Origin of the sequence: Shouchella shacheensis (genome assembly GCF_001484965.1) — a bacterium.
GTDB lineage: Bacteria > Bacillota > Bacilli > Bacillales > Bacillaceae_D > Shouchella > Shouchella shacheensis.
This window is the reverse complement of sequence record NZ_KQ947397.1, coordinates 1-17257: the sequence shown is the minus strand read 5'-3', so window position 1 is coordinate 17257 and position 17257 is coordinate 1. Positions and strand designations below refer to the sequence as shown.

The 17257-nt window shown below is 45.5% G+C and carries 21 protein-coding genes; 12 read left to right on the top strand and 9 right to left on the bottom strand.

Annotated features, from left to right (window positions below):
* Window positions 1-97 precede the first annotated feature (97 nt).
* Together AVZ68_RS04945 and AVZ68_RS04940 are read right to left on the bottom strand one after the other, a co-directional pair.
* Window positions 98-643 (bottom strand): CBO0543 family protein, encoded by a 546-nt coding sequence (locus AVZ68_RS04945; protein WP_059103430.1) that lies wholly within the window; start codon window positions 641-643, stop codon window positions 98-100.
* Between the two features lie 12 nt (window positions 644-655).
* Window positions 656-1126: a CBO0543 family protein gene (locus AVZ68_RS04940; protein ID WP_059103429.1), complete on the bottom strand. Its 471-nt coding sequence runs from the start codon at window positions 1124-1126 to the stop codon at window positions 656-658.
* Window positions 1127-2366: 1240 nt separating this feature from the next.
* On the opposite strand from AVZ68_RS04940, the gene AVZ68_RS04935 reads away from it, so the two are divergent.
* Window positions 2367-2801 carry a hypothetical protein gene (locus AVZ68_RS04935; RefSeq protein ID WP_059103428.1) on the top strand — a complete coding sequence of 145 codons (435 nt, stop codon included), beginning with the start codon at window positions 2367-2369 and terminating at the stop codon, window positions 2799-2801.
* Between the two features lie 444 nt (window positions 2802-3245).
* Here AVZ68_RS04935 and AVZ68_RS04925 read toward each other — a convergent pair whose 3' ends face one another.
* From AVZ68_RS04925 to AVZ68_RS20130, 4 genes are all read right to left on the bottom strand, one after another.
* The gene (locus AVZ68_RS04925; protein WP_059103426.1) at window positions 3246-3518 is read right to left on the bottom strand and encodes a hypothetical protein; all 273 of its coding nucleotides are present in this window, start codon (window positions 3516-3518) and stop codon (window positions 3246-3248) included.
* A 54-nt stretch (window positions 3519-3572) separates the two neighbouring features.
* Window positions 3573-3875, bottom strand: a complete 303-nt coding sequence (locus AVZ68_RS04920) for a hypothetical protein (protein ID WP_059103425.1) — start codon at window positions 3873-3875, stop codon at window positions 3573-3575.
* 1121 nt (window positions 3876-4996) lie between these two features.
* The gene (locus AVZ68_RS04905) at window positions 4997-5197 is read right to left on the bottom strand and encodes a hypothetical protein (RefSeq protein WP_059103422.1); all 201 of its coding nucleotides are present in this window, start codon (window positions 5195-5197) and stop codon (window positions 4997-4999) included.
* 840 nt (window positions 5198-6037) lie between these two features.
* Window positions 6038-6175 carry a hypothetical protein gene (locus AVZ68_RS20130; RefSeq protein ID WP_157404581.1) on the bottom strand — a complete coding sequence of 46 codons (138 nt, stop codon included), beginning with the start codon at window positions 6173-6175 and terminating at the stop codon, window positions 6038-6040.
* Window positions 6176-6672: 497 nt separating this feature from the next.
* On the opposite strand from AVZ68_RS20130, the gene AVZ68_RS04895 reads away from it, so the two are divergent.
* The 7 genes from AVZ68_RS04895 to AVZ68_RS04865 all read left to right on the top strand — a co-directional run bounded on the left by AVZ68_RS04895 (window position 6673) and on the right by AVZ68_RS04865 (window position 10661).
* Window positions 6673-6936 carry a helix-turn-helix domain-containing protein gene (locus AVZ68_RS04895; protein ID WP_059103420.1) on the top strand — a complete coding sequence of 88 codons (264 nt, stop codon included), beginning with the start codon at window positions 6673-6675 and terminating at the stop codon, window positions 6934-6936.
* 93 nt (window positions 6937-7029) lie between these two features.
* Window positions 7030-7959 (top strand): DnaD domain protein, encoded by a 930-nt coding sequence (locus AVZ68_RS04890; protein ID WP_059103419.1) that lies wholly within the window; start codon window positions 7030-7032, stop codon window positions 7957-7959.
* Complete coding sequence (locus AVZ68_RS04885; RefSeq protein WP_245628057.1) at window positions 7913-8722, top strand: ATP-binding protein; 810 nt, start codon at window positions 7913-7915, stop codon at window positions 8720-8722. The genes AVZ68_RS04890 and AVZ68_RS04885 overlap by 47 nt, the downstream gene beginning before the upstream one ends.
* Window positions 8723-8746: 24 nt before the next feature.
* Entirely contained in the window at window positions 8747-9433 is a 687-nt protein-coding gene (locus tag AVZ68_RS04880; RefSeq protein ID WP_059103418.1) for an N-acetylmuramoyl-L-alanine amidase family protein, read from the top strand.
* Entirely contained in the window at window positions 9430-9750 is a 321-nt protein-coding gene (locus AVZ68_RS04875) for a hypothetical protein (RefSeq protein ID WP_059103417.1), read from the top strand. Before AVZ68_RS04880 ends, AVZ68_RS04875 begins: the two co-directional genes overlap by 4 nt.
* A complete protein-coding gene (locus AVZ68_RS20470; RefSeq protein ID WP_059103416.1) occupies window positions 9713-10009 on the top strand; it encodes a hypothetical protein in 297 nt (98 codons plus the stop codon). Before AVZ68_RS04875 ends, AVZ68_RS20470 begins: the two co-directional genes overlap by 38 nt.
* A gap of 22 nt (window positions 10010-10031) precedes the next feature.
* Complete coding sequence (locus tag AVZ68_RS04865) at window positions 10032-10661, top strand: BRO-N domain-containing protein (RefSeq protein ID WP_059103415.1); 630 nt, start codon at window positions 10032-10034, stop codon at window positions 10659-10661.
* A gap of 511 nt (window positions 10662-11172) precedes the next feature.
* Here AVZ68_RS04865 and AVZ68_RS04860 read toward each other — a convergent pair.
* Window positions 11173-11715: a tubby C-terminal domain-like protein gene (locus tag AVZ68_RS04860; protein ID WP_059103414.1), complete on the bottom strand. Its 543-nt coding sequence runs from the start codon at window positions 11713-11715 to the stop codon at window positions 11173-11175.
* Window positions 11716-13318: 1603 nt separating this feature from the next.
* Between AVZ68_RS04860 and AVZ68_RS20465 the strand changes: the two genes are divergently transcribed.
* From AVZ68_RS20465 to AVZ68_RS20825, 3 genes are all read left to right on the top strand, one after another.
* A complete protein-coding gene (locus tag AVZ68_RS20465; protein ID WP_059103413.1) occupies window positions 13319-13534 on the top strand; it encodes a DUF1659 domain-containing protein in 216 nt (71 codons plus the stop codon).
* Between the two features lie 38 nt (window positions 13535-13572).
* On the top strand, window positions 13573-13797 hold the full coding sequence (locus tag AVZ68_RS04850; protein WP_059103412.1) for a DUF2922 domain-containing protein: 225 nt from the start codon (window positions 13573-13575) through the stop codon (window positions 13795-13797).
* A 103-nt stretch (window positions 13798-13900) separates the two neighbouring features.
* A complete protein-coding gene (locus AVZ68_RS20825) occupies window positions 13901-14098 on the top strand; it encodes a YvrJ family protein (RefSeq protein ID WP_059103411.1) in 198 nt (65 codons plus the stop codon).
* Between the two features lie 358 nt (window positions 14099-14456).
* Here AVZ68_RS20825 and AVZ68_RS04840 read toward each other — a convergent pair whose 3' ends face one another.
* Together AVZ68_RS04840 and AVZ68_RS04835 are read right to left on the bottom strand one after the other, a co-directional pair.
* On the bottom strand, window positions 14457-14828 hold the full coding sequence (locus AVZ68_RS04840; protein WP_059103410.1) for a hypothetical protein: 372 nt from the start codon (window positions 14826-14828) through the stop codon (window positions 14457-14459).
* A 160-nt stretch (window positions 14829-14988) separates the two neighbouring features.
* Entirely contained in the window at window positions 14989-16188 is a 1200-nt protein-coding gene (locus AVZ68_RS04835) for an MFS transporter (protein ID WP_059103409.1), read from the bottom strand.
* 379 nt (window positions 16189-16567) lie between these two features.
* Here AVZ68_RS04835 and AVZ68_RS04830 point away from each other — a divergent pair, with 379 nt between their 5' ends.
* Window positions 16568-17062 (top strand): hypothetical protein, encoded by a 495-nt coding sequence (locus AVZ68_RS04830; RefSeq protein WP_059103408.1) that lies wholly within the window; start codon window positions 16568-16570, stop codon window positions 17060-17062.
* Window positions 17063-17257: the final 195 nt, after the last annotated feature.

The window sequence follows — 17257 nt, the reverse complement described above, 5'->3', positions numbered from 1 at the left end:
CTAATGACCTTCCCCAGTTCCATGCGGATGGAACCATTGGAACGTTTAAAGAGGAGCTTCACATTCGTTAGGACAGTCTACACTTTTCTAGAACTCCCTAGTCATAATGCTTGTCCAGTTGCTTGAGTCGATGCAGGATGTACTTGAAAGCAACGGCGATCAAGATATAAGGAAAGAAGGAATAGAGATGCTTCCAATGATACGTTTCGTAGATCTGTAGCCTTATTAATAAAGGCTCCAACAGAAACGAGAAAACAACCGCATTCACAGTAGAAGCAAGAATAAATGCTTTCCACGTCCTGAAATATTGGTAAATCATCATATAAATAATCGGCATTTGCACCTTATGGATTTCAACCGTTAAAGCAACAGGTGTTAACGTCGTTGGGTAATGCCAAAGCCCCAACCACACCCCGACTACATCGGCCATTATCGCTGTCGTTGCGATAAAAAATCCGTACATCACAATCTCGACGATTCGTTTCTTGTCTAAAATGATCAACCACACAACAACACTACCAATCGTTGTACCTAAAAGAAGCCACCAACTAAAGCTACATACATTCTCATTTAACCAATACTCCATTTTTGCATCTCTAAATTGCTGTGTGAACCGGGTAACGTCTTGCCAAGTAGGTTGCATCTGTGTACGCTCCTAAGGATGTTTCCCATATAGTAATGAATGAACCGATGCCCACTTGTGATGGAAGTAGAAAACCAGGAACAACATCCAATCAGCGGCATAGGAGAAGCCTAAGTTCCACCATAAACCATGTTCAATGAAGCCAATATACAAATAAAATAGTTCAAGGGTAATAGCGAATAGCGTCCAACAAAAAATATGGAGGGCCACCGACCGTATCGTTCGTCTTTTAGGCAATGACTGGAGAAAGAAATAAATCACGATAAAATAGACCCCAAACGCGTTCATTAGTTGAATGCTAAAGGTTTCCGCCTTTGTTCCTGGATAGTCCCATAAAGGGTAAACAAACATCAATAGATCCGTAATCAGCGCAAAAATGATCCCTACGTAGCCCGTGAGCACATACAGGGGAAACTTCTCCTTAGCAGCGACGAACAAAAAAGCCGTCCAGCTGATCATAAACGTGGCGGTTGCAGTGAGCATCGAATGTTCCCTTCTTTCACTCAAGAAAGTGTGGGGCATGCCGGCGATAGAAGCCCTATCTCGTCACCTTGTATGTGACACCCATTGTTCTATCTTGTGCCCAAACACGCAGGTGCAAAGATTTTAGGAGTAGTTTGTACTTCTGTGCTTGGATTATACGGGGTGGCTGGATTTGGAGGGGTGATCACCACACGTAAAGACCCTTCGGCACAATGGCACCGAAGGGTCTGTCGCACAGTTCAATGCAAGACGGATCTCACTTTTTTTAACGTGAACAGCCAGCTTGCAACAATGACGATGATAGCAATGGTAGGTCCTACGTGAATACCCGAATGGGTAATGGAAAAAGCGTAGCCGAAAAAAGGGACTGCTAAAACCGGGACCAAGATCCACGAGAGATTTCTTACCTGTTTGGACGCTCCTTCATTTAACTGGTTGGCATGTTTTGCAAGTATGAAAGGCCAAACGCGAGTTCAGCACCCCCTATTAGAAAGAAAAAGGTTCCTACGATTAAGTCAAGAGAAGCATATCCCCTTTTAAGCACTGCTGCAGTTACTGATAAAACCCAAGCTAAGTGGCTCCGGTTTTATTTTTCTTTAACATCATTCGGAAGATAGTCACAGTGATTATGATTGTTGTTAGACTTATTATCCACCACTTACTGTCACCTGATGAGATTTGTGCAATTAATATAATTACTGCTGACACTAGAATTATATAATCATATGTTTTTCTCCACATTATTATTTACTCCCTTGTGCGCAGATTTATCAATCAATAACTTCAATAACCTCAACTAGTATCTTATTAAAACAACTGTTGTTGTATAAAAAGCAATCAATGGTATGTGACCATCAATCTTGCCGAATCACCTGTGAAACCTAGTTTTCCTCTAAAACAACCATTAATCCTTATTCACAATCCGCTTCCGCACGCACTCCAAAACGGCGTACAAAATCTGCTCATGGGGATCTCCGAACGACTGATCCATCGGTACCCTCTCCCCTTCGAAAAGGAACGCGTCCAGGATGTACAGGATGCACGGTCTAACCTAACCGTTAGTATTAAATTTTGTTTTGTTTCGACGAGGGACAGGATTTTTAGCCTTTAAGCAGCCATGGCTTATTTCCCTATCCCCCTTTTTGTCACACTCTTTTTTGGCTTGGAAATCAATGTTAGCATAAGAATATCCTAAATTTACTGATGAAAGAATATACCATGAAGGGGGCACAGCCCATTTATGAAAAAGTGGATGATAATTTTAATCTCGGTCATTATTATTGGAGTTGGTATATTTCTTACCATTAACTCCATGAAGTCCACGACTTTTGAAGAGGCAATTTCAGATCTGAATCATGAGTTCGGAGAAATCAGTGAACTTATCATTTATGAGCATAGCGGAAATCAAGTCAATGAGGAAAGTGTAATATTAGATGAACAAAACGAAATTGATCATTTCCTTGATGCTTCTTCAGATATGAACTTGAAACATGTATCTGATCCACCTATTGATTGGATATATAGTGTAGTCGTCTTTAGAAAGGATTCGCAGACTCGCCAAGTTTTTTTCATTGCTGAAAGTGAAATAGGGATGGGTGGTAAATATTATGAAGTGAACGGCCAAAATAAACTTATCGATTCTATTGACTTCTTGCTGGCCTTGACTAACGATTGATCAATGGAAACACAGCAACCACTGCTACTACGACTATAATCACTGACAATATAGCTCTAAACACTTCTCCTTTTCTTAGTCTGTCTCTAACGTTACGTGTTAAAAGCACAACCATTAAGATGACCGCAGCAGTTAAAAAAGGAATGGAGTTCGTCACAAGAGCGATCAAAAATAGTGCTACAGCAATTATAGGCAAAACTGGATTGAGAAAAATCCTCATAATAGATCCCTCCAATTTTATCAAGGTTCAAGCAAACGACCTCCAGTAAAAAAGTATGATAAAATTTTCATAGCTTCCGAACACTTAAGGGGGCTGTTCCAGACTTCTGACCGGAGTGTTCAGTGCAAGCCGTCGCAAAGAAAATGACGTTTCTCTTAACATCCCTTTATCAGTCTAAGTGCTCAGAATCGCATAATGAATTAAAAAAACTCCAGAACAATTGGTTACATTCCACTCTTCGCTTTAAGAATAGAAGCAACGATAAGCAAAATGAATCCATTAAGAATGATCACAAAAGACAAAATTACGACCCCATAAGCTGTCCCTTGACTTCCATTATACGCGGCATACAACATCCCGCCTCCAAAATAAACGGTAGAAGACAGCAAGGCTATCCCACTAACTTTAAACGCGGATGTTGAATCTTGGTTAATGATGCTAAAGATAAGCAACCCCCAACTGGCAATCAAAAGAACAAAGGCAACAGCAGTGATCATCTCAATCAACCCCCCTTACAATTTAGCTGACTTTTCACACAACCCTTTGCCTCCTTATGCATCTGCGTTTTTCTTTCTCAAAGCCAAAACGATCCATTTTGCCAGAGTTAAAAACGCACACAGAGGCACGACCCCAAAACTAAGAAGAATGGGAAGCATCATAAGCATAGGATTTTCAAGAATCGCACCGGCAAAGAACGCCAGAACAAACGGAAGGACCACGAGAGCGACGGGTGTGATCCAGTCCGGGTGAAAACCAGCCCTCCCGTACTTCCCTTTAAGAAACCAGTGTAGCCCACCGTACACGAAAAGCACCAAAGCTCCTCCAATTAACACGCCCAGCGTATCGTCTGACATGTTCACCCTCTCCCCTCAGCAAGATTAGACCTCTTTCGTCCATCATATTCCGGCTCGACCCGGTAGAATACTGCTATTACGACCAATGTGGGAATAACCAGCACGAACCCGACAATTTCCCAAGGGAAGTCTGTTTCCCACCTGGTAAGGAGTTGCAGTGACAAAATCCAAGCCAGAAAAGTTGGGATTTGTACCCAAAGACCCTTTCGCCAAATCGCATGGAGATGCCCACAGTGATTGCACTTCACAGGGCTCCACCAATGCAAGCGTGCAAAGAATGTCATAAAATGAATGTTTTCACCACAGTGATTACAGCTTCGCCTAGGCATTGCTCTCACCGACTTTCTGGCTTTTTGATAAAAGCTGTTGTTCGTATGATACCCTAAGGGTTATTAGTGAAACTTGCTAGAATAGGTGTTTCAAAAGGCAAGTTCATGCGGATCTGGGTGAACGCTATGAGCGCGTCACCAACGAGTGGTGGCAGAACGGGAGCGATCAAAGACGTATAAAAACCGCTTTGCTGAATTGGATCAGACAATTGACACGATTAAAGAGCGTCAAAACAAAACAATCATTTCAGATAAATGTTTTTTGAAAGTTGAAGCTACTGTTGACGTTAAACCATGCTTTGTTCTTTCTAGTATATCAAAAAGAAGAACGGGCTCCCGTTTGTTTTTTGTATCCGTTCTTCTTTCTCAAGGCTTTTTCAGTGGCATCGGGTACGCATGGGGGTTGTTGCGGCGGTTAGGATGAAGAAAGAAACGCACCAGTGTTAGCGGACGCAGGGTCGGGAGCAAGGATTGGGGCGTTAAGTCTTAGGAGAAACATTGTTGTTTCCGCCAGGTTTTTGAATGTATCACTGGATATAAAATCAACGTTCCTATAAAAACGATAATTACTAATGCTAAACTGATTTCATACCTGATTATGTAATTAAATAAAAAATAGAGGCCAGTAAAGATAATTATTGAGTATAAAAGAAATGTGGGGAAACGCATAATATCTCTCCTTAAATTTAGAGTTATTTTTCATTATGCTCTTTTTCTAAGTTTCTAAGAGGAACTCCAATCCATTGGGCAGGGAGAAGATCAATGTTTATTCTTATTGTCTAAGGGATCAAATTATTGGGCTTCTTTTCTCTTTCTTATTAAGCGCCAAAAACTAACCCATATAAAAACTAAACCCATAAATATAGTTAGAGCCCAGTTGAATCCTTCCATTAGTAGGTTATAAACTAGAGTAACTAAAAATAGTATACCGGTTAGTAAAACTAGACCATTCAATAATAATATTTTTAAGGACTTCTTTTCTTTTTTTTTCATTGGATAACCTCCTGTTGTTTCTGAGCCAGATTTTAAAAAACTTACAAAAGCCGCAACCCGTTTGAGTGTACACGGTAATTTCCATTTGATTCACTTTCTTTTTTAAAGTCTATCTATAAAAGAAGGCCAGGCCTTAAAAAAACAACTAGAAGATGCACGCAAGATCATTGCTCTCACGTTCTCTGCCGGAGCTTTTTCCGTTTTGTTGAGAGAAAAATAACCCCATTAAACGTGGGAGCAATCCTTATAAGATCCCGCAAACGTGAATTTTATGCTTATTGTCGGGATTTTTCTGCCATCATCTGGAAAGAAACGTTTGCAGCACATGGAACGCTCCAATCGCAAAGACCGGGTCTTGATCTGGCTGAATTTCAATTGTATGCTCCTGAGCAAGATTAAAAGCTAAGTTTTATTACCCTGATTTTGTATTTTTTGTTTAAAGGCAATCGCCTTGAACAGACTACTTAAAGGATGTGGTCCCCATTTCCAACAAACGTGAGTGGATAGCAAAGAAGGTTCCTTTTCATAGCCCTAGCTATTATGGGTTGATCGGTTCGGGGATCGTTCTTTTCAGTACTGGATTGGTGCTTTTAAATGTGTTTGTATCGGTGCTTGGTGCACTGGTTTTGTGGCCTCCATACGTGACAACACACCATCATGCCGATGACTTTCATTATCCGGTTTTCGCAAGGATCGCAGCGGCTGTTTACCCTATGATTGTGGTGGCTGCTTTTGGGGTTCCTTTGAGTTTTTGAGGACATAACCCATAAAATTACGCATCCTTAATCCCGATTACTCACCTATTTCTTACCTGTAGTGACATCCTAGTCACGATCACCGTTAGTAGACAAACAGCAACGATCCCGCCAGAAACATAGGGGAAACAGCTGCAGTAATCGAAAGTATCAAGGTGATTACTGAGACCACAATGGCAACGACCTTCACGTACTTCATCACGGGAGACGGCTCGGTAAACATGAAATGACCTCTTTCAAAAGTTGTAGGACTATACCTGCTTTTTTAATCTTATAAACATAAAAGAGGAGCTTTTCCCCAGCTTCTGTTCGCTGCCTCGGCATTTGCATCCGGCAACATCGCTTGCGTATCACTCCATCCCCCCACCGCCATGACTGAGCATGAAATCCATCCACATGTTGATAAAAGGAAAAAGGCAAGCACTACCCATTGGTAGACGCTCGCCTCTTTTTACTGACTAATGGTCTCAAAAACGTACACTCCATATTTCCCAACCTCCAACCTATCGAAAATCCGCCCCAAGCCCTAAAATCACCCGCCTCCCCGTGCGATAAAAGAGGAAAGAGCCCCCTCTCTTTTCGATCGTCTCAGGCTCTATTGGGAATATTGAACTTTTATTGGGAATATTTAAAATACTACTTGCCAAGCCTATATTCTAACTGTAAAATAGGTTTTAAGAATCACCTTTAAAATTAAATAATGGGAAAGGTCGGGATGATATGTCCGGGAAAAACGTACTGTTAATTGAACTTCGCGAGGCTAAGAACAAGAAGCAAATTGACGTGGCGCTTGAAGCAAATTTGTCCCAAGGGTTTTACTCCAAAGTTGAAAACGGCAAGAAACGTCCGTCTCTTCAGACGCAGCGATCGATTACGAAAGTCGTAGGCGGAAACTGTCGCAACTTGTGGCCCGACCCCCGACCCGATGACATTGATGGCGTACCGAGAAGAGGTGGGAAGCGCCCGCCCCGAATGAAGAACTAGAGGCCTTTTCGCCATGGCTCGAAGGACTCGCTCGCCGCCGTTCAATTATCCATTTAATGAAAACGCTTTCTACACAGGTAAGGGAGGATCATTATGAACTATATTGCTGAGATAAATGCTTACTACATTTGGCAAGAAACCAATCCGTGCAGCACCGGCGCGACTGCGCTCTGGCATTCGTTAATGAACGTGTGTAACCGAACAGGTTGGAAACCCTCATTTACCGTATCCTCCTCCATCCTATTGGGGAAGACGGGCCTTTCAAAAAGTCAGCTATTCAGAGCTCGTAAAGAGTTAATCCATAAAGGGTATATCGAAGTTGCCCATCGCCCAGGCAAAGCGGCCGTTTACCAAATGCAATCCTTGCTTGTTGCTTACGAGTCCGCGAAGTCATATCAAGATCACTCCTTAGAGTATCCACCACATAAGCCGATTGAACGACCAGATACCCCTCACCTAGACCGATCATCACACCAGCCACTGTCAGATCGCTCGCACGAAGAACTGAATGACTTTTCGCTTGAGGATTCACAAGAGGTTGCGTACATAGATGTGCAACAGGATACGCAACAAGGTAAGGAACAAGGTATGCAACAGGATGTGAAACAGGATCTGCACCAGGGTGTGCAACCATTAGTTAAACAAAACCATACAACACCAAACCCTACAAAAGCAGCCGCCGCTGGTGTAAGTGAGGTGCTACGCTATTGTGAGGAACAAGCTTTCGAACCGCTCTCCTCTCGCTCGCAGCGAGCCATTGAGGAGTGGTGCAGCGGCCGGGCGTTTGATTCGCCGAAAGAAGTCGTCATGGAAGCCATTCACCGCAGTGTGGAAAACGGCGCCCCTCGCTGGCGCTATGCGTCCTCCTTGCTGTGGGACTGGCGCGAGAAAGGGGCACGGCAGTTGGCGGATGTCCACGCCCTTGATCCTGCCAGGGGTTCCTTTTCCAGACCGCGCCTGAAAGGAGGTGAACACATTGCAGGAACTGCTTTTCTTATTCCAGACTCAAAACTCGGATTCTAGCATCGTCTCGCGCTACACGTGTGACGGTTGCCTCGAGACCGTTACGATCCGGCGTACGAAAATTATTGGCGGCAGAGACAAAGGCATGGAAAAAGACCTCCCCTACGGCTGCAAATGCGAGGATCTTGCTATCGCCGCCCAAATCAAAGGGAGACGCACGCGGCGCATTCAGCTGAAGCAGGAGGAATGGTTCCAGCATCACAGCACACTGAATGAGAGTCAGACAACGGCCACCTTTGACACCTATGTTCCCGAGAACCAATCGCAGCAGGAAGCCAAGCTTGTCGCGATGGACTATGCCAACAATTTCACCAAGGACAAGCCTCAGAACCTCCTTCTTTCGGGCTCGTACGGCTTGGGGAAATCTCATCTGGCTCTTTCTGTTCTTCACCAGCTGATCTCGGCGGGGCACTCGGGCATTTTCGTCTCTGTGCCCGCCCTCTTAACGAAATTGAAAGCGACCTACAAAAAAGACGCGGACGCCTCCGAGGACGAGGTGTTAGAGGCGCTCATCCAAACCGAAATCTTAGCGCTTGACGACTTAGGCGCGGAGCACAGAGGCAGCGAGGGTGGAAGCTGGGCCACGTCGGTCATCTTTCAAATCATCGACATGCGCATTGGCAAGCCTACGATTTACACCACCAACCTTGACGGGGGGAGCTTGCGCATGAGAGTCGGCGAACGCAACTTTTCCCGACTGATGTACAACACGAAGTCGCTAAAAGTGACAGGCACGGACCGCCGTATACGCCACTTACTTTAACTTTTAAAAAAGGAGCGAATGACCATGACACGACCGAAAATCATTCTTGACGCCGGCCATGGCGGAAGAGATCCAGGAGCAGTTGGCCACGGACTGAGGGAAAAAGACCTTGTCCTTGCCATCGCCAAAGAAGTGGAGAAACGACTCACCAACTATGAATGCGACACGCGCATGACGCGAAGCACAGACATCTTCGTCGCCCTCTCCGAGCGGGCCCGGATCGCCAATAGCTGGGGCGCGAATGTCTTTGTGTCTATTCACGTCAATGCTGGCGGGGGGACAGGCGTTGAGACGTTCATTCACCCCGTCACGCCGCAAGCCACGATTCGCTTTCAGTCCGCGATGCATCGGGGAATTGTCGGGCAGCTTGCAAACGTCCGCGACCGCGGCCGAAAAACCGCCAATTTCGCGGTGCTCCGAGAAACGAAGATGTCGGCGGTTCTCACGGAAAACCTGTTTATCGACCACGCCCAGGACGCTCGTCTCTTGAAATCAACAAGCACGATCAACGCCATTTCCCAGGGGCACGTCGACGGACTCATCGCGCATTTCAAGCTGAAGCCAAAAACCCAGACCTCCTCCCCCTCCAGTCTTTACCGGCTACGCATTGACGGCACGCAAGTTGGAGCCTTCAAGCAAGGAGCCAATGTGTTAAAAAACGTCGAGGCCCATCTCGGCACGGCGAAAAGGATTGAGGTGACGAGGGGATGATGACAACGGCCACTTGCGACGCTGTCCAGGAAGAATTCATTGAGCTTGTGGATCATCTGTATCTCGCCTCCCTCGATCTGCGCATGGCTGAGCTCATCCATCGCTCCATCGACGAACTCGACGAGGCGGGGCTGGACCAGTGGCGCGGCTACCTCCACGAAGCGATGAGGGATGCCACCGTCCATTTACAAGAAGGCATGGAACGGGTCGATGGCCTGCGAGTCGCTGTCTATCGAGCAAGGAAAGCCGGTTCTTGCTGCCAACGAGAGGAGGATATTTATGGAATCCACCCTGCATGCCAGCATCAAGAAAATTGAGATCCTCAACAAAACGCGCAAAGAACAGTGGTACCAATCGGTTCAAATTGTGCTGTCGGACATTGAACTCAACAACGACAACCTCATCACCCTCCGACGCTTTCGTCCAGATGAAACCGTGCGTGTGTCGATGGAGTCCCTACAGCTCGATTTATTTGCGAAACACATGCGAAAGCGGGAGCGTGTCGAGGAAGGGATTACGTTCGGCGAGGAAGAACTCGGCGACGACGAAACGATTGACCGTGAATTTCATTTTTAATCAAAATGGAGGGGGAACAGCCATGCGAGCAATAGAGGTATCCGTAAACTATGAGGACATGGAGATTCGCGTTGTCCGGTGTGGCAGTGACGTCTGGTTTGTTGCGAAAGATCTTTGTGACGCCCTGCAAATCATTCATGTGCGTAGCGCGCTGCGCCGGCTCGACCTTATGCAGAAAGCCGCATATGACTACGGAGGCGAGCGCGTCCATATTGTGAATGCCGCCGGTGCGTACAAGCTCCTTTTTCGGGCGGAGAAAGCACTGGCTGAGGCGTTTAGCGACTTTCTGACGGCTACGGTGACGTCGTTCACGGTTCAGGGATGTGAAGCTGAAGCGACGAAAGGAGCGAGTCCCTCTCCCGCCCCGCGCTCGGTCTACGGGGAACGACTGCCGATGCGTCCAAGTCCTGTTTCCTATAAAAGCATGGCCGCTTGCGAAATGAACGTGCTTCTGGCTCAGGAAGGCATGGTCAACGCACACGATCGAGCGCAAGTCATTGCGTGCGCCAATTTTGATGAGATCCAGTACACGTCCGTAGAAGCCATCGCCCTTTTCGATTCCGACGCCGAACAAGAGACTGTCTACGTGATCGACTGGACACCGGACGGCTGGGCCTTTTTCCGGGAACAATTCGAGGGCTTAGAAGAATAGTAAATTATCATTTGGTAATATTGAGAAATAACTTGCTTTTATCTTTCCCGGCGGTATACTAAAGATAGCCGGTGGGGGACCCACGGGCTTTTTTCAACTTCATAGGCAGCGAGCGCCCATCACCGGCCGTGAATGCGCTCGCGCCACCCCTCTTACCCAATTTTATAGAAAGGAGGCTCCACTATAGCAAACAAACTTCCGATTTCCACTCGACTTGGCCTCGTGATGCAAGCGGGCTTTGAAGAATAGGACAACCCGATTGTGAGACGTTCCAGCTATGCTGTCCAGTCCGACGCCGACCTCGCTCCTGTCTGGAGTGCCCTTCACCCAGCACGTATTCTAGACTATAGCTTTGCTTGCAGCAGGGCTTGCGCTCCCGGTGCTTGGTTTAGTCGTGCTCGGAGAGGGCAGTTTCTAAACGACCACCTACTTTATGCGCAAAACTTTGCATAACTCTGTAGTCAATAATCCCGCAAACGTGCATGTTATGCTCATCTGCAGGATTTTACTATTATCGAGTGGAAAGGAACGTTTGCAATACGTGAAATGCCCCAATTGCAAAGACCGGGTCTTGATCTGGCTGCAGTTCAACTGTATGCTCCTGAGCCAGATTAAACAAACTTGAATTTGCACGGAACACATTCTGACCATCAACCCATCCGGTTGTTTCTTTAGAATAGCGTGCTTTTTGAAATGTCATTTGTTCCTCATCTGACAAGATTACATGCATTTTGATTTGGTTTTTAATCTCCATGACAGTCGAAAGGACACCAATTTGTTTTTGGTCTTTATAAATGTCCCATTTTGTGTGAACTAGGTTTTTTCTTATAGGTTGTTGGCAAAAAAGGAACTCGACATCTGGCGTTTCAGCTTTTATATTAAATTTTCTACTTAATCCTCGTGTCAAGACGCCAAAGTAACGAGTCCCTATTTCCTCAAGTTTACTCTTATAGAATAGCGACAATTTCATTGCCTCTAAACCGTTTTCATCGTTAACAGTTAATTCGTTCTCTTTAAAATCACTCATGTGTTCTTTAAAATCGTATTTAACCACTAGGTATACCTCCCGAGTAAAATGCTTCATTCATAATTCTAGTTTACCAGCAAAAGAAAAAGTCTGTTAGAGACGTAAACTTCAAGAATGGCTCCAATAAGGAGAAATATAATTATCTTAGGACTTCTTTTTAAAATAAATTCTTTAAATGCTTGCGGAATATTACTTAATATCTTCTCGATCTGTCTGTATCTTATTGATTGCATAACCAACAAAATTACAGTAAGACCTAGTGAGATAACTGATGATAGTGCATAGAATTCAAAGAATCCATGGATTGAGGCAATAGTATAATATAAAAATAACACGTCAATATTATCACATGTACAAAATATCTACGTCAAAGGATGGTACAAATCTTTTTAAATAAAAGAAGTACAGGTCTTCTCTCTTACAATATTTAAATAGTATTAAAGTGTTCTTGCTACATCCTACATTAATGATATTGCTTGAATAATATCAGGTTTAGGACAAATTTATGTTAGGGAATGGTTAGCAGGTTTTGTACACATCGCTATTTATATTGTCTCTTGGGCTTTAGCCTCTATAGTTATCGGTATTGTTTTAATGCCACTGATTTACGTTTACTCAATTTTTAGCGCAGTTAAGTCAGCTAGAAAGTATCCTATTAATTTAGAATCAAGCAAGTAGATTTTTTAAGACACGCTGCCCATTGTTAGATGAAGGACATCTGCTCAACTCATCCTGCGTAAGCTTTCATTATTGTGTTCACAGATAAGTAGAATTGTATGAGTACAAGTGTTAACATTTCCTTTAGGAAAGTTTGATCAACTTGGAGGTTAAATCATTTGTCAAAAAAAACAAAGCATAGCCCTGGACTCATTGTTCTTTATATCGTGTTAATTATATTTATGGGCGCAACACTTATTGCCACTGCGATCGAAAAATCAAGACGATCTGATGATAATCCGTTATTGGAGTGGCTTTTTTCTCACAGCTCCACTGTTCCTTTACTTGATTGTCTGTTTAAATTATAAATCTCATAGGGGCTGGGAGATAACTCTATAGTAATGAAATAAACCGCATGAAATTAGTTTAATTTCATGCGGCGCTTACAATGGAACCAAGATTATAGACATTGCCGGGATCAGTCCAGGCCCCAATAAGGAAGCGAAATCAGCAGCACCGCCATTACCCATCCCTATTGAGAGGAGTGAACATTCTTCCTCTCAATAGGGATGTGAAGCGACGAGAGGAGCGCGTCCCTCTCCCGCACCGCGCTCGGTCTACGGGGAACGGCTGCCGAAGCGTCCAGGTCTTGTTTCCTATAAAAGCATGGCCGCTTGCGAAATGAACGTGCTTCTGGCTCAGGAAGGCATGGTCAGCGCACACGATCGAGCGCAAGTGATTGCGTGCGCCAATTTTGATGAGATCCAGTACACTGCTCAGAAGAATAGTAAAATATTTTTTGGGAATATTGAGAAATAACTTGCTTTTCTCTTCCCCCGGCGGTATACTAAAGATAGCCGGTGGGGGACCCACGGGCTTTTTTCAACTTCATAGGCAGCGAGCGCCCATCACCGGCCGTGAATGCGCTCGCGCCACCCCTTCTTACCTACCTTTACAGAAAGGAGGCACGACCATGACAAGCAAACTTCCGATTTCCACTCGACTTGGCCTCGTGATGCAAGCAGGCTTTGACGAACAGGACAACCCGATTGTGAGACGTTCCAGCTATGCTGTCCAGTCCGACGCCGACCTCGAACAGCTCCTCGCCGTTGCCGACGTCTTCCGCTCGCTTTGCTCCCTGCCCGTCACCGATGTCACCCTCTCCGAAAACAGCTACCTGATGGCCTAACCCCATTGTCATGACCCCTGCAGAAAGGAGGAGCCTTTATGCAAGAGCAAACACTCGAACTGCGCTTTCGCAACGAAGACAACGCCATCGTCACCATCCGCATCCCGTCCCCAAAGCCAGAACTGACGAGCGCAGAGATCGCCGAAGCCATGGACACGCTCATCGCCAACCGCATCTTTAGCGGCACCGCCGCGATCATCCAAAGCAAAATGGACGCACGCATCGTCTCGCGCGAAGTGGAAACCATCACACTCGACGCCTAGGCCTAGCACTATCCCCGCACGTTTCCTCGCACCAACCGGAGGCGGGCATGAGTCATCCATCCGCCTCCTCCTCTAAAAATTTCACAAAGAAAAGGTGATGAACATGGAAGAATGGATCAAACTGATTTCCAACGTAGGCTTTCCCATCGCTGTCGCATCGTACTTGCTCGTCCGACTGGAACCCGTGATTAAAGATTTGCAGCGCTCCATCTCCGGCCTGACCGTCGTGATTTCCAAGCAGAATGAAGTCACCCAGCGGCAAGTAATGCAGGTGTTAGGGAAGGGGGAGCGGGAATCTTAGCGGTGGGGTGAGAGGTTCAGCCGCATATAAAAAGTGCAGCTATCTCGGCAAAATAGAGCTTCACTCCGACAAGAAGAGCGATCTTTCCGACAGGATATGCGACAATCCTTAAAGTCCCCTACAACCAACAAGTCACAGGGATATCCATTTATTTTACCGATGTTAACCGCAGGTCCCATGAATTTTTCAGATAGTAAAATCGGCTTATACCGAGGTTTCATAGGGATCCGTAAGTTGAGTTACAGAATGTTGCGGTTAGTCGGGTTTACTCGTTAGAGATTGTGAAATAAATAGGATCTGTATTGTCCCCCATCCCTTAGTGAGCCGCTAAGGGATCTTTGACGTCCAAATTGAGAGGTCAGCGGCCATCCTGCTGTTGATAGAGTCGCCTAAGATGGATGCCACGCGTGACAAAGGCAACGAAAACCACAAACAAATGAACCCCCATCCACGCCCAGTTAAAAGAAGCAGCCAGTAGATTGACAACAAGGGCAACTATAAACAAAATAAGAGTAGCACCAAGGATGGAATTGAACAAGAAGCGCTCTGCCCGTATGTTTGGCTTCAGTGCTTCTTCGTCGATCCCCTTTGCCTGTCTCCATTTCTTTCCTATGATTTTAAGAAACGAAACGGTGATGGCCAGAAAAATAGCGAAGTACAAAAATAGTTGCCAAAACGGGATCACATTGCGGGCATAACCTCCAGCGAACGCTCCAATAAGAGCAGCCAAATCATCACCTCTCTTTTCATGGTCACCTTAGATGATTGTAGAAGGAGTTTCAAAAAACACCGGATTTGTTTCGCTATGTGAAACCCATCGAGGTGGCGGTTAAAAGAGGAACAACTTAAACCAAGAGATCACTAAGACATAGGAAAATAAAAACCGAGCCTCAAGAAGGCCCGGCATCTCCTGTGTCCTGAAATAACGATTTGTCTTCAACGCTATGAGTGACAACCGTGAGGAACATCCCAAACATTATCATACCTGCGGCTACAAAGGTGATCATGGTATACGTCAACCCGGCGTTTAGTAAAGTGGTTCCCAGAGTTGCACCGATGGCATTGGCCAAGTTAAAGACGGAGGCTGCAATAGTGCCTGATAAGAAAGGTGCTTCGGACGCACCTATAATAATCTTGGAATTCAAGATGGGTACGACACCAAACGTCCCTGCGCCAAACAAGAAGCACATCACGAATGCCATGGGAGCGAATGGGAGTAAGAACGTAAACAGCGCAAGTACGACGGCAAACATGCCTAAGGATGCCATAAGCCATTCTGTTAGGCGAAGCGGTTGAATTTTGCCGGAAGCAAGGTTTCCAACGACACCACCAAGTCCGAAGAAAAATAACCCGGCAGTGACGCCAATGACCTCAAAACCAGCAAATTCCCGAAGCATCGGTTCTTTGAACGTATATGCGGTGAAAACCCCAGAAAAACCAAACACAATCACCGCCATCACCATGAGGACATTTTTATTTTTAAAGACCCCAACAAGTTCTTTTTTCAATTGCGGAGCTTCCGTTGGCTTGGCATTCGGGGTAACGAACGAAAGGCCAATGAACGTCAAAACCCCGAGGATAGCTATCAACCAGAAGACGAGCCTCCAGTCAAGCGCTCCACCCAGAAATGATCCGAAAGGAACACCTATCATGACGGCGATCGTGAGACCACCTTGAACGGCAGCAATCGCACCCGTACGCTTTTCAGGTGCAGAAATGTAAACGGCCAAGGACATACAGAGACCGAAAAATGGTGCATGCATGGCTGCTGATAATAATCGGGATAGTAGTAAGACCTCAAAGTTTGGTGCGGTTGCAGCAATGACATTGCTGATGATAAATACACCCATAAGCGCTAGGAGAAGTGGCTTGGGTGAAAACTTGATCGTTATCATACGAAGGAGTGGCCCAAAGATGGCTACGCTAATGGCGTAGACACTTAGTAACAATCCTGTCGTTGCCACATCCACGTTTAAATCTGCAGCAAACTGTGTCAGTAAACCTGTCACGACGTATTCTGTCATCCCAATGGCAAATGTTCCAAGCATAAATACGGTTAGGATCATGTTTCTTGAGAAGTTTAAGCGCATTGTAGGCACGCCCCTTTCCCTTAGCTTTTTTAATCACGAATGGCTATGTTACTCCTTTGATGGGTCGATGTCTAGGTGATTTTCGGATAAAATTAAAGTAGTACTTTTGGCAACAAAGGAGATTATGGGGATGGGGCATGGAGATAAATCCTCCTGATGAGTCTGGTCTATGTCCTAAAACAAAGAAGCGCTTCCTAACTGTACCTCTCCATTATCCTCATTGCCTCCGTCACCGTTTAGAACTTCATCATCTCAATCTGATACTTGAGCATAAGACATGAAAACTAGCAGAATCTCCCTTAAAATAAAAATAACCAATAGCGCTTACATTGACACAAGGGTTTACCCGAAAACCACCAAACCTTAAAGGAGGCTTCACATGCCACAGAAACGTTCCCGCCACCGTCTGTTGCTAATGTCCGTTTGCCCATTGCTTCTGGGTACAGTTGCTTGTGGGACGCCAGAGGCTCCAGACATAGCTCCGCCTGATGAAACAGAGGGCAGTTCCTCTGACGGAGAGGACAGAAATGACGAGGCGATTCCATTGGAAGACCCCATCCTGACGTACTTTTTGGGGGCTGATGAGGATCGTATCACCTTGAATATTTCAGAAGCACGAGCAACCTATATGATTGAAGAACAAGGAGCTGATGCAGTGAATGACGCGTTGTATACCCTTCACGTCGAACGGGCTGAGGCGTTAGATATTGTCAATATAGAAGAAGAATCGGTATCGGTGGAAGATATGCATGGAGGGGATAAAGTTTATGTAGAGTATGATATTGAGGAGTACATGACCGATGAAGAGGCCGTGGTCGAGGCAGATCGACTGGTTGTCGATGACATCGATGCAGCGTTTCGCCCCCTCTCATGAGGACGACTATTACAGACTTATCCGAACGGGAAAGCCCATTCCTTTAGGTGTGGGATGAGAGTGAGGCCAGATACGGAGTGTATGGCGTTCATACACTCCGTATCTGAAAATATCTGTTTCAATTCATTCAATAAAATGATACGATAAGTCTATGAACTCTTATAGAAGCACGAAAACGACTGTTTCCTTCATTAA

Excerpts from the sequence above, each read along its gene's own strand:
- AVZ68_RS20470 (WP_059103416.1), top strand. The coding sequence starts at position 9,713 with ATGGAATCCACCCTGCATGCCAGCATCAAGAAAATTGAGATCCTCAAC.
- AVZ68_RS04865 (WP_059103415.1), top strand. The coding sequence starts at position 10,032 with ATGCGAGCAATAGAGGTATCCGTAAACTATGAGGACATGGAGATTCGC.
- AVZ68_RS04890 (WP_059103419.1), top strand. The coding sequence starts at position 7,030 with ATGAACTATATTGCTGAGATAAATGCTTACTACATTTGGCAAGAAACC.
- AVZ68_RS04880 (WP_059103418.1), top strand. The coding sequence starts at position 8,747 with ATGACACGACCGAAAATCATTCTTGACGCCGGCCATGGCGGAAGAGAT.
- AVZ68_RS04925 (WP_059103426.1), bottom strand. The coding sequence starts at position 3,518 with ATGATCACTGCTGTTGCCTTTGTTCTTTTGATTGCCAGTTGGGGGTTG.
- AVZ68_RS04945 (WP_059103430.1), bottom strand. The coding sequence starts at position 643 with ATGCAACCTACTTGGCAAGACGTTACCCGGTTCACACAGCAATTTAGA.
- AVZ68_RS20465 (WP_059103413.1), top strand. The coding sequence starts at position 13,319 with ATGACAAGCAAACTTCCGATTTCCACTCGACTTGGCCTCGTGATGCAA.
- AVZ68_RS04895 (WP_059103420.1), top strand. The coding sequence starts at position 6,673 with ATGTCCGGGAAAAACGTACTGTTAATTGAACTTCGCGAGGCTAAGAAC.
- AVZ68_RS04940 (WP_059103429.1), bottom strand. The coding sequence starts at position 1,126 with ATGCTCACTGCAACCGCCACGTTTATGATCAGCTGGACGGCTTTTTTG.
- AVZ68_RS20130 (WP_157404581.1), bottom strand. The coding sequence starts at position 6,175 with ATGTTTACCGAGCCGTCTCCCGTGATGAAGTACGTGAAGGTCGTTGCC.
- AVZ68_RS04830 (WP_059103408.1), top strand. The coding sequence starts at position 16,568 with ATGCCACAGAAACGTTCCCGCCACCGTCTGTTGCTAATGTCCGTTTGC.
- AVZ68_RS04935 (WP_059103428.1), top strand. The coding sequence starts at position 2,367 with ATGAAAAAGTGGATGATAATTTTAATCTCGGTCATTATTATTGGAGTT.
- AVZ68_RS04905 (WP_059103422.1), bottom strand. The coding sequence starts at position 5,197 with ATGAAAAAAAAAGAAAAGAAGTCCTTAAAAATATTATTATTGAATGGT.
- AVZ68_RS04875 (WP_059103417.1), top strand. The coding sequence starts at position 9,430 with ATGATGACAACGGCCACTTGCGACGCTGTCCAGGAAGAATTCATTGAG.
- AVZ68_RS04850 (WP_059103412.1), top strand. The coding sequence starts at position 13,573 with ATGCAAGAGCAAACACTCGAACTGCGCTTTCGCAACGAAGACAACGCC.
- AVZ68_RS04920 (WP_059103425.1), bottom strand. The coding sequence starts at position 3,875 with ATGTCAGACGATACGCTGGGCGTGTTAATTGGAGGAGCTTTGGTGCTT.
- AVZ68_RS04835 (WP_059103409.1), bottom strand. The coding sequence starts at position 16,188 with ATGCGCTTAAACTTCTCAAGAAACATGATCCTAACCGTATTTATGCTT.
- AVZ68_RS20825 (WP_059103411.1), top strand. The coding sequence starts at position 13,901 with ATGGAAGAATGGATCAAACTGATTTCCAACGTAGGCTTTCCCATCGCT.